Source organism: Actinocrinis sp. (genome assembly GCF_035938995.1).
In the GTDB taxonomy this organism is placed as follows: domain Bacteria; phylum Actinomycetota; class Actinomycetes; order Streptomycetales; family Catenulisporaceae; genus DASZGI01.
In genome coordinates this window covers 1-8,961 of sequence record NZ_DASZGI010000378.1, presented here as the reverse complement: position 1 = coordinate 8,961, position 8,961 = coordinate 1, and the positions used below count along the sequence as shown (strand labels likewise).

10 protein-coding genes are annotated in these 8,961 nt (G+C 70.9%); 2 read left to right on the top strand and 8 right to left on the bottom strand.

Features of this window, described 5'->3' with window-relative positions; translation table 11 throughout:
* Positions 1 to 48: 48 nt before the first annotated feature.
* Complete coding sequence (locus VGZ32_RS26215; RefSeq protein WP_326888883.1) at positions 49 to 903, top strand: hypothetical protein; 855 nt, start codon at positions 49 to 51, stop codon at positions 901 to 903.
* Positions 904 to 923: 20 nt separating this feature from the next.
* Here the strand turns inward: VGZ32_RS26215 and VGZ32_RS26210 are convergent, their stop codons facing one another.
* The 7 genes from VGZ32_RS26210 to VGZ32_RS26180 form a co-directional block, all read right to left on the bottom strand.
* Positions 924 to 2,204 (bottom strand): RNA polymerase sigma factor, encoded by a 1,281-nt coding sequence (locus tag VGZ32_RS26210; RefSeq protein WP_326888882.1) that lies wholly within the window; start codon positions 2,202 to 2,204, stop codon positions 924 to 926.
* A complete protein-coding gene (locus VGZ32_RS26205) occupies positions 2,201 to 2,548 on the bottom strand; it encodes a YciI family protein (RefSeq protein WP_326888881.1) in 348 nt (115 codons plus the stop codon). The genes VGZ32_RS26210 and VGZ32_RS26205 overlap by 4 nt, the downstream gene beginning before the upstream one ends.
* A 429-nt stretch (positions 2,549 to 2,977) precedes the next feature.
* On the bottom strand, positions 2,978 to 3,901 hold the full coding sequence (sigJ, locus tag VGZ32_RS26200) for an RNA polymerase sigma factor SigJ (protein ID WP_326888880.1): 924 nt from the start codon (positions 3,899 to 3,901) through the stop codon (positions 2,978 to 2,980).
* A 65-nt stretch (positions 3,902 to 3,966) separates the two neighbouring features.
* Positions 3,967 to 4,533, bottom strand: a complete 567-nt coding sequence (locus VGZ32_RS26195) for a LytR C-terminal domain-containing protein (protein ID WP_326888879.1) — start codon at positions 4,531 to 4,533, stop codon at positions 3,967 to 3,969.
* Between the two features lie 1,149 nt (positions 4,534 to 5,682).
* Positions 5,683 to 6,141, bottom strand: coding sequence for a type II toxin-antitoxin system PemK/MazF family toxin (locus VGZ32_RS26190; protein WP_326888878.1), 459 nt, complete (start codon positions 6,139 to 6,141; stop codon positions 5,683 to 5,685).
* A gap of 42 nt (positions 6,142 to 6,183) precedes the next feature.
* On the bottom strand, positions 6,184 to 6,888 hold the full coding sequence (locus VGZ32_RS26185) for a phosphoribosyltransferase (protein WP_326888877.1): 705 nt from the start codon (positions 6,886 to 6,888) through the stop codon (positions 6,184 to 6,186).
* Positions 6,889 to 7,067: 179 nt separating this feature from the next.
* Complete coding sequence (locus VGZ32_RS26180; protein ID WP_326888876.1) at positions 7,068 to 7,469, bottom strand: STAS domain-containing protein; 402 nt, start codon at positions 7,467 to 7,469, stop codon at positions 7,068 to 7,070.
* A 402-nt stretch (positions 7,470 to 7,871) separates the two neighbouring features.
* Between VGZ32_RS26180 and VGZ32_RS26175 the strand changes: the two genes are divergently transcribed.
* Positions 7,872 to 8,060 (top strand): hypothetical protein, encoded by a 189-nt coding sequence (locus VGZ32_RS26175; RefSeq protein ID WP_326888875.1) that lies wholly within the window; start codon positions 7,872 to 7,874, stop codon positions 8,058 to 8,060.
* Between the two features lie 561 nt (positions 8,061 to 8,621).
* Here the strand turns inward: VGZ32_RS26175 and VGZ32_RS26170 are convergent.
* The gene (locus VGZ32_RS26170) at positions 8,622 to 8,765 is read right to left on the bottom strand and encodes a hypothetical protein (protein WP_326888874.1); all 144 of its coding nucleotides are present in this window, start codon (positions 8,763 to 8,765) and stop codon (positions 8,622 to 8,624) included.
* Positions 8,766 to 8,961: the final 196 nt, after the last annotated feature.

Genomic DNA, 8,961 nt, shown 5'->3' with positions numbered 1-8,961 from the left:
GCGCAAATGGCCTGAGTCCTCAAGTTCCTGCGCGGGTATCTCATCCGTATGATCCAGATCCGCCGCGCGGTCGCCGCAGGGCTTGCCGGATGGGCGGCTCGGCTGCTGTTCGTGGTCGGACTCGGGAGCTGCGCAGTCGGCCTCTACATCGCCCTGTTCGGCTCGCTCGGTCTGCGCGATCCGGGGCACGCGTGGTCGCTCGGACTCCTGGTGATGGGCGCCGGAGCCGCGGCGTCCGCCGTGGGATTCATCGCGGCCTTCGTGCCGTGGCACGGCCGCGGCCGACGGCAGGGAGCCCCCGGCGAGCGGTCGATCTGGTACTGGGGCACCTGGCTGGTATTCGGCGTGACCGCGGTGGCGTTGCTGTGCCTTAGCTGCGGGCTGCGTCTGATCGGCGACTGGCAGCGCAGCAACGCGACTGTGACCGCAACGGTCTCGGACTGCACCGCCGGCGACAGTGACTCCGGCACGACGTATTCGTGTACGTACGACTGGGACTGGAAGGGCGTCCAGCACATCCAGAATCGCTCCGCCGATGCGCAGTACTTCGACGGCCACCGGGTCGCTCTCTGGATCGATCCGGTCACTGGAGGTGCCGACGACCACACCTACACCACGATGGTTTACGCGTTCGTCGGCGCCGGGGGAGTCGGGCTATTCGACCTGTTGGTCTGCATCGGCATCGCCGTCGCGCTTTACCAACGCCGCCACGATTTCCGCGGCTGGCTGGTGGGCCTGGCGTGGTGGCGTGCGGTACCCGAAGCCGGCGCTGTGTTGGCAGACACCCCGCCCTCGACCGCCCCCGTTGAGTCGACGATCGAGGACACGGTGCCCGCCAACACAGCGCCGGCCAACGGTGTCGCGCCGGGCTGGGCCGAGGACGCTCAGGCGCCCGGTTACTGAGGCGGCGGCGTCCCAGGCGCTCAATCGGTGGGGAGGGCGCTGCGGCTCCGCTCGAGAAAGGCGCGCTCGGCCGGATTCTGTGTGCGCGCGATCGCCGCGTCGTACGCCTCTGCCGCCTCCGCGTCCCGGCTGAGACGCCGCAGCAGGTCGGCCCGGATGGCATGGAACAGGTAGTAGCCATCGAGGTCGAGATCATCGACGAGCGCGAGCGCCGCTGCCGGACCGCCGACCTCGGCCACGGCCACCGCCCGGTTGAGGGCGGCGACCGGGCTCGGCGCGACCGTGAGCAGCTGATCGTAGAGGTGCAAGATCTGGGACCAGTCCGTGAGGTCTGCGTGCGGAGCGTCGCTGTGGACCGCGTTGATCGCGGCTTGGATCTGATACGGACCGGGCCGGCCACGGCGCAGACACCGGCGAACCAGCGCCTGGCCCTCCTCGATCAGCGCCAGGTCCCACCGGCCGCGGTCCTGATCGGCCAACGGGACCAACTCGCCTGAAGCAGTGGTGCGCGCGGCCCGGCGCGAGTGTGCGAGCAGCATCAGCGCCAGCAGGCCAAGCGCTTCCGGCTCGTCGGGCATCAGCTGCGCCAGCAGCCGTCCCAGCCGGATCGCCTCCTCGCACAGGTCCTCGCGGATAAGGCCCTCGCCCGAGCTGGCCGCATATCCCTCGTTGAAGATCAGATAAACGACCGCGAGTACCGCGCGGAGTCTGTCGGGCAGATCGGCCTCGTCCGGGACGCGGTACGGAATCCCCGCGTCCCGGATCTTGGCCTTGGCCCGCACCAGCCGCTGCGCCATCGTCGACTCGGCGACCAGAAAGGCCCGCGCGATCTCCGCAGTCGTCAGGCCGCCGAGCAGCCGCAGCGTGAGCGCCACGCGGGAGGCGGGCGCCAGCGCGGGGTGGCAGCAGGTGAAGATCAGGCGCAGGCGGTCATCGGGCACGGCGTCTCCCTCCTCCCCGTCGCCCGGCCACTCCGTCTCGGCACGTTCGTGCAGGAGCGCGGCCTGGGCGTGCCGGTCCGCGCGCGAGGACTCCCGGCGCAGCCGGTCGATCGCCCGGTTGCGCGCCGTGGTGATGATCCAGCCGGCTGGGCTCGGCGGGAGCCCGGCCGTCGGCCACCGGTCGACGGCCACCGCGAACGCGTCCTGCACCGCCTCCTCGGCGATGTCGATGTCGCCGAAGACGCGGGTGAGGACGGCGACCGCGCGCGCGTACTCCCCGCGGAACACGCGCTCGATCTGCGCGGTGGGCCGATCCGGTTGCTGTTCCTGCACGGCGTGGTCCCCGGCGGTTGTGGTCATTCCTGGAAGCGGAAGGGGCGGACCTCCATCGGCAGGCCGGTGACCCGGGCGACCCGCTCGGTGAACGCGAGCGCCGCGTCCAGGTCGGCTGCGCGCAGGATGTACAGGCCGCCGATGTGCTCCTTGCCTTCGACGTACGGGCCGTCGGTGATCAGCGTCTCACCGTCGGCCACCCGCAGCACGGTCGTCGCGCTCGCGTCGTGCAGGCCGCCGGAGAACACCCACTGCCCGGCCGCCTTCGCCTCGTCGTTGATCTCGCCCAGCTGCCGCATCACCGGCTCGAGGACCTCGGGCGGCGGCACGACGCCGTCGGGCTGGTACATGGTGATCAGATAGTGCTTCATCGCGCGCCTCCTGGGCGTCGGTCGGATTCCCACTCTCTATACGAGCAGCATCGGCCCGGATCGACATCGTCGGAGAAATTATTCGGGCGCGGGGCGGATCGCGGGCCGCCGCTCGCATGTTCGAGGTTGAGGGTGGTCGACGGCGCGTATTGCTCGGATGTCTGCGCCGAGTAAAGGGCCGGTAATAGTCCCTCGTCGGGCGGCGGTAACCACGGAGAGTGAAGGGTTGTCTTCCGCCGCCACGTTGGCCATTTCCTGCCACGCTGCCTCCACCTGTGGCCCCGTCAGGTACGGGCGCGGCGATAATGAATACAGATCAGGCATCCCCCAGCTTGATCAGGCCCCGATGACAACACTCGGGGCAGCCCCGGCTCCGTCTTCCCCCCAAGGAGCCGGGGCTCTCCTTTCGCACGCCGCGACCGGCCGCTCTCAGCCGTCCAGGGCCGCCAGATCGAGCCGCGCCAGGCGCTGCGGGTCGGCCAGGATGTCGATTTCCGCGATCCGTCCGCCGGTGATCGTCATGCCGAGGACGGCGAAAACCCGGCCGCCGCGGTCCGAGACGATTCCGACCGATCCGTTCACCAGTGCGAGTCGCGACCGCGCCCCGGGGCCCTGCAGGCGGCTGAAGGTCATCGCCTGTCCGGCTACTTCGGCGGCGCCGCGGACCAGACGTGTCCCCGTTCCGACCGTGCCTGCGTCCGCACGCAGCACCACGTCCGGGTCGAGCACGGCGACCAGCGCGTCGAAGTCGCCGCCGCGTGCCGCGGCCATGAACGCCTCCACCACCGTGCGCTGGCGGCTCAGGTCGGGGTCGGGAAGCGCCGCCGCCCCGTGCACCCGGCGGCGGGCCCGGCTCGCCAGCTGGCGAGCCGTCGTCGGAGTGCGTCCGACGATCGGGGCGATCTCGTCGAACGGCATGCTGAACATGTCGTGCAGCACGAACGCCAGCCGCTCGGCCGGGGCAAGCGTCTCGAGCACCACGAGCAGGGCCAGTCCGACCGAGTCGGCCAGGACGGCCTCCCGCTCGGGATCGAACCCGTCCGCGCTGCTCACGATCGGATCCGGCACGTGCACGCCGATCGGCTCCTCGCGCCGCGAGGCACGCGAGCGCAGCATGTCCAGGCAGACCCGGGCGACCACCGTGGTCAGCCAGCCGCCCAGGTTCTGCACGTCGTCGGTGTCCGCGCGGCTCAGCTTCAGCCACGCCTCCTGCACGGCGTCCTCCGCCTCAGCCACCGAGCCGAGCATTCGGTACGCCACCGCCCTAAGGTGCCCGCGGTGCGTCTCGAATCGGTGGGCCAGCCATTCGCCCTCACTGCCGGATTCGGGACCAGCGTCGCGATCGTCGTCCATCGTTGCGCTCCTCCGTCAAGTTCCGTCATACCAATGACGGAGGAGCCACAGGCGATGTGACGGCGCTAAGGCGTGCTCGTGGGTTGCCCGCCCGCCGGATAAGTGTTTCCGGTGGTCCAATCCGTGCCGACCACCAGCGTCACCTCGGTGTAGCTGGTCGACTGGGCGACGTTCGCGCTGGGAATCGACAGCGCTCGCGCCACCGCTGCGGCCGAGTCCGAGCGCCCCTGCGGATAGTAGATCTTCGTCGTCGTGGTCTTGGCCAGAGTTCCGCCGACGGTCGCCAGCGAGAACCCGTCCGTCACCAGCGCTGATTTAACGCCCGCCGCGCGGCCCGTGACGCCGCAGCCGTTGAAGACCGCGACGTGCACCGCCGCGTCGTTGACCTTGACGGTAGAGGTGACGGACGGCGACGCGCTCGGCGCCGCCGGGCTGCTGGCCACGGCCGAAGTGGTGGCGCCGGCGGCCGCTCCCGTCGCGGGCCCGGAAGGCGCGCCGGTCGAGACAGGAGACGGCGACGGGCTCGGCGATGCGGCTGCCCCGACCGGTGAGGTAGTCGTCCCGGGGGAGGAGTGGGCCGAGTAGACCGCCACGGCGAGCAGCACCACTCCGGCGGCACCGAGGACGATCACGCCGGTCTTGCCGCCTGAACCGCCCGAGGATCGGCTCTCTGCCTTAGCGCGGGCGACGGCCGCGCCCTTCGGATCGACTTCCTTCAGGTCGATGTCGTCATTGACGTGTCCGTCGGGCGGTGGCGCGGCGTGGCCGCGGCTGGGCTCGGGTGCATCGGGGCCCGGTCCCCGCCGAGGATCGCGCGGCGGGACCGGTGGCGGCGGGCGATCACCGCGGGCGTCGCCGTAGCCGTACGGGGCGTCGTAGGTCTCTTCCGGCCCTGATGGGCGGCGCGCTGGGGGCCTGCCTGGTGGCGGGTATGGGGCTGGGCCGTCGTAGCCGTCGTCAGGGTCCGGTGGGCGGGCGCCGGGCGCTCTTCCCTGTGGGGGATAGGGCGCGTCATACATCTGATCCGGCCCGGGCGGGCGCGCGCCCGGTGGCCTGCCTGGTGGCGGGTACGGCGCGTCGTAGGTCTCGTTCGGCCCAGGTGGGTGGCGGCGCGGGAGTGGGGCGCCCCCGGTCCCGGGACCGAGCATCCGCGGTGGCTGCGACGCCCCTGGGCGGATTGCAGGAGGCGGCGGCCCCGGCCAAGGTTCCCCGCGGGGCGGCGGCGGACCAGGCTGACGGTCGCCGTAGCCGGGCCGCGGGGCGCCGGGTTCCTCCCACACCGGACCCGGTTCGGCCGTGTATCCCCGCGACTGTGACTGCGGCTGTGGCCCGCGCGGCCGGTCCGGCGGCGCAGGTTCCTCGCGCGTCGGGTCGAAGGGATCGTACGGCGGTGGGCCGGGGCGCCGTTCGGGCGCCGGACGGGCCGGGCCGCGAGGGTCCGGCGGACGGTTCCCGGAGCGTGGATCGTCGCCCGAGCTCGGGTTCCAGCCGTCGTACTCGCCCATCGTGTTCCCGGATCCCTTCCACCCGCGTCGAGGTTCGAGATCTGCGCGTCGCGCCCGCCAGTATGCCGCTCCCGGTGAACATCCGCGTCACGCGTAGGTAATCAGCGCGTACTTAGTTGACCGGGTCGACCCCGCGATTCGGGGCCGATGCAGCAACACGGGTTCTTCGAGGCGGCCGGGGCTTGATGGCGGCTGTGGATCGCGCGACGAAGGAGAGACGCCTTCGCCGCGCGATCTTTCGCCGCCCCTGCCGCCTCGAAGACCGGCGCAAACAGGTCAGTTCCAGTCGTAGAGCGACTGCAGTCGGTCGATCACCAGGTCGAAGTGGTGTTTCTCCAGCGCGCAGGCCTCGCGCCGCATGCCACCGTGGTGCACGCGCATCACCCGGTCCAGATACACCCAGGACTCGCGGCCCTCGTAGTCCCACGGGCCGGTGCCGACGTCGACCCAGTCGCGGGCGTCGTGCCGCTTGCTGGTGAGCTGCACGGCGAGCACCGTGCCCGTCTTCTCGCGGGCGACGATGAGCACCGGCCGGTCCTTGCCACGCCCGTCGTGCTCCTCGTAGGGGACCCAGGTCCAGACGATCTCGCCCGGGTCCGGGTCCGCGTCGTGTTTCGGCGCGTACACGGTGTGCACCGAGCCGATCGTCCCGGGGTCCACCTCGACCGTCGCGCTCGGGCCATGGCGGCCGGGGGAGTTCGCGAACGGGTCGTGCTCGTATGCGGTCTCTGTCATCCGGTCAGCGTAGCGGTGCGGGTGATCGGGCCCGCGCGCGGCTCAGACGAGGGCGCCGCACGACATGCTGTGCGCCGTCGCGGCGAAGCTCGGGAAGGGATCGCTCGCGTGGTAGCGGGCGGCGCGCACCAGCAGCTCGCGCGCCTCCTCGTCGGTCACGTCCGGGTAGTCCTCGTACCACTCGCCGACCGGCCTCGGCCAGGGCATCTCGCGCACGCACACAAGCGCGTCCACCGTCGTCCGCAGCCGTCCCAGAACGCTGCGGGCACCGACGGGCACCGCCAGCACGAGCCGGGAGACCCCGCGCTTTCGCAGGACCGTCACAGCGACCGAGGCGGCCGCTCCGGTCGCCACGCCGTCGTCCACCAGGATCACGGTGCGCCCGGCGACGGATTCTTCGGGCACCAGTTCGCGCAGCGAGCGCTGTGCGTGCAAGATGAGCTCGGCCGCGCGCCGCGCTTCCTGGTCCACTCGCGCCAGGCCGACGCCGAGCCGGCCGGCGAGGTATGTGTTGATCTCCGTGACCCCGTCCTCGCCCACCGCGCCGAGTGTGCCGGGCGGGCAGCCGGGCACGCTCAGCTCGTGCACCAGGACAGCGTCAAGAGGGGTGTGAAGCGCGGCGGCGACGCCGACCGCGAGCGGGACGCCGCGCGGGGCGAGCGCGACCACGATGGGGGGATCGGAACGCCAGGCCCGCAGTTGCTCGGTCAGCCTGCGGCCGGCCTCGGCGCGATTGCAGAAGGTCATGACCGGTACACCACCCTTCTCGCGGGACCGGAGCGCGACACGGATCCATCCGCGCACCGGGGACGAGGACGCGGGAGGGGATACCGCTATCGGCCACATCCGGACCGCACTGCCGGACGCTTCATCCTTTCAACCGATCGGCCCCGAGGGAAGGGCCGCAAGCCATATGTTCGGCTGATTCATGCATTTGTGGGGGACGAGTGTCCGCCGACTGGACTCAGGCGCGCCGGTGTGCCCCCGTGGTCGCCGGAGAGCGCCTGGGCAGTAGACGGATACTCCGGGAGGCCTTCAGTCAAACGGGTGATGCGCAGCACCCTGCGTACCTGCGGAGAGACGTGCGTCAGCCGGGTCCAGCCGTCCTGCGCCCGCGCCCGGCCCATCGCGCGCGCCAGCACTCCCACCCCAGAGGCGTCCAGGAATTCCAGCGCGGCGAGGTCGAGGACCAGCCGGGCGTGCCCTTCGGCGATCAGCTCGTCGAGGTGGGTCCGCAGCACCGGCGCCGTGGCCACGTCGAGCTCGCCTCCGATGGTCACCACTGTGCATCCGGAGGCCTGGCGGTTGTGCACGTAGAAGTCGCCCACCGTGCCTATCCCCATCACCTGTCGACAACACGAGTACCTCAGACGCGGCGCCTGTCACCCACAGGCGGTGACAGTTTAGGCACACTCGGCGCTTAAGGGGTTGGAGTTCGTCGATCCCGCGAGCCGGTCGCACTACCGCGCGACGCATTCTCGAGCGAAATTCGAGCGCCTTGCCCCGTGAGCGGTCCGGTTCGATCACTCGTCGAAGCTGGCCAGAGCGTTGCGGCGGCCACAGATCGCGGGCGCGGCGGGGACCGGACGAACGAGTGCGGTGTGCGCCGGTTCGCCGCCGACAGTTCAATTTCACGGAGCTTCAACGACTCGGTTTGATCCGTCACGCGCGGTGCAAGACTCCAAACGGGGGGTGTCCGTCGCTCGTTCTCAACCCGCCAGGCGCGTCATATGATCATCATTCCAGAGCACCCGGAAAGCTCCACCGACCTCTGGCGTCCGCCCCCCGAACCCACCCACGGCCGCCCCGCGTGGGTGGTCAGCGGCGCGATCGTGGCGGCGTGCATAGCGCTCGTCGTCGGCGTGATCCTCACCTACGAATTCGTCCACCCGTTCGCCACGATGATCGGATTAATGTGACCGACCGCCCCCACGGCGCGGCGGGTAGTCGGCAGTGGCGTTAAGCGGCGTTAAGACAGTGGTCTTGGTGGGCGGTGCGCGATGTGTGCAGCGTCCATCGGCGCTCGTGCGGTTTGGCGGTCCGGCCAATGGCGTTAAGACAGTGGCGCTTGGTGGGCAGCGCCAGCGCCCGCGCGACGCGGCGGGCGCTGGCTTAATGCACCGGTGTCCGAAGCGGACACCGGTCAGGGCGTCCGCGTGGCTTGGTGGCCGGCGTGTGGCGTTAAGGCAGTGGTGTTTGGTGGGCGGTGCGTGATGTGTGCAGCGCCCACCGCCCTGCGGCGTAGCGGGCGTTCGCTCAGTGTGGCGGTGTCCGAGGCGGTCACTGGTCGGTGCGTCCGCGTGGCTTGGCGGATCGGCCTACGACGTTAAGACAGTGGCGCACGGTGGCGCCGCGCGGCGCAGCTGCGGCTGGCAGGGATCAGCGCGGCGGTGGTGGCTGTCCGCACCGCGCAGCGCTCGGCTGGCAGCGGTGGTCCAAGTGGCAGCGTTCGATACGGCAGTGCTCGACGCTGGCGCCGGTCAGTACGGCAGGGTTCGCTTGCCCGAGGGCGTGCGAAGGTCCAGTGGCGGCAGGTCGCGCCGCCGGCGGTGCCGTTTGACGACGCGCACCTGCGTGGCGCCGCCCGCCGTGGCCGCCCCATCTGTCTCAGTAGTGCGCTTCATGCTCGTCGCCTCCTTGGTGTCTCGCGCGTTGGAAGCAGATTACTGATTTCTTCGGTTCCAGCATGCGCCGCACGCCTTGAACTCTCCTGAAGCCTCCCATCGAGCACCGACACTCGGTGCATCGCAGCACGTCGCAGCGTGCTCCGTCGGCGTCCGTCGGCGTGGCGAGTGTCGGCATGGCGGGCGTCGGAGTGGC

Coding starts and splice junctions, on each gene's coding strand:
- VGZ32_RS26215 (WP_326888883.1), top strand. CDS start 49: ATGATCCAGATCCGCCGCGCGGTCGCCGCAGGGCTTGCCGGATGGGCG.
- VGZ32_RS26190 (WP_326888878.1), bottom strand. CDS start 6,141: ATGACAGAGACCGCATACGAGCACGACCCGTTCGCGAACTCCCCCGGC.
- VGZ32_RS26175 (WP_326888875.1), top strand. CDS start 7,872: ATGATCATCATTCCAGAGCACCCGGAAAGCTCCACCGACCTCTGGCGT.
- VGZ32_RS26205 (WP_326888881.1), bottom strand. CDS start 2,548: ATGAAGCACTATCTGATCACCATGTACCAGCCCGACGGCGTCGTGCCG.
- VGZ32_RS26210 (WP_326888882.1), bottom strand. CDS start 2,204: ATGACCACAACCGCCGGGGACCACGCCGTGCAGGAACAGCAACCGGAT.
- VGZ32_RS26170 (WP_326888874.1), bottom strand. CDS start 8,765: ATGAAGCGCACTACTGAGACAGATGGGGCGGCCACGGCGGGCGGCGCC.
- VGZ32_RS26185 (WP_326888877.1), bottom strand. CDS start 6,888: ATGACCTTCTGCAATCGCGCCGAGGCCGGCCGCAGGCTGACCGAGCAA.
- sigJ (WP_326888880.1), bottom strand. CDS start 3,901: ATGGACGACGATCGCGACGCTGGTCCCGAATCCGGCAGTGAGGGCGAA.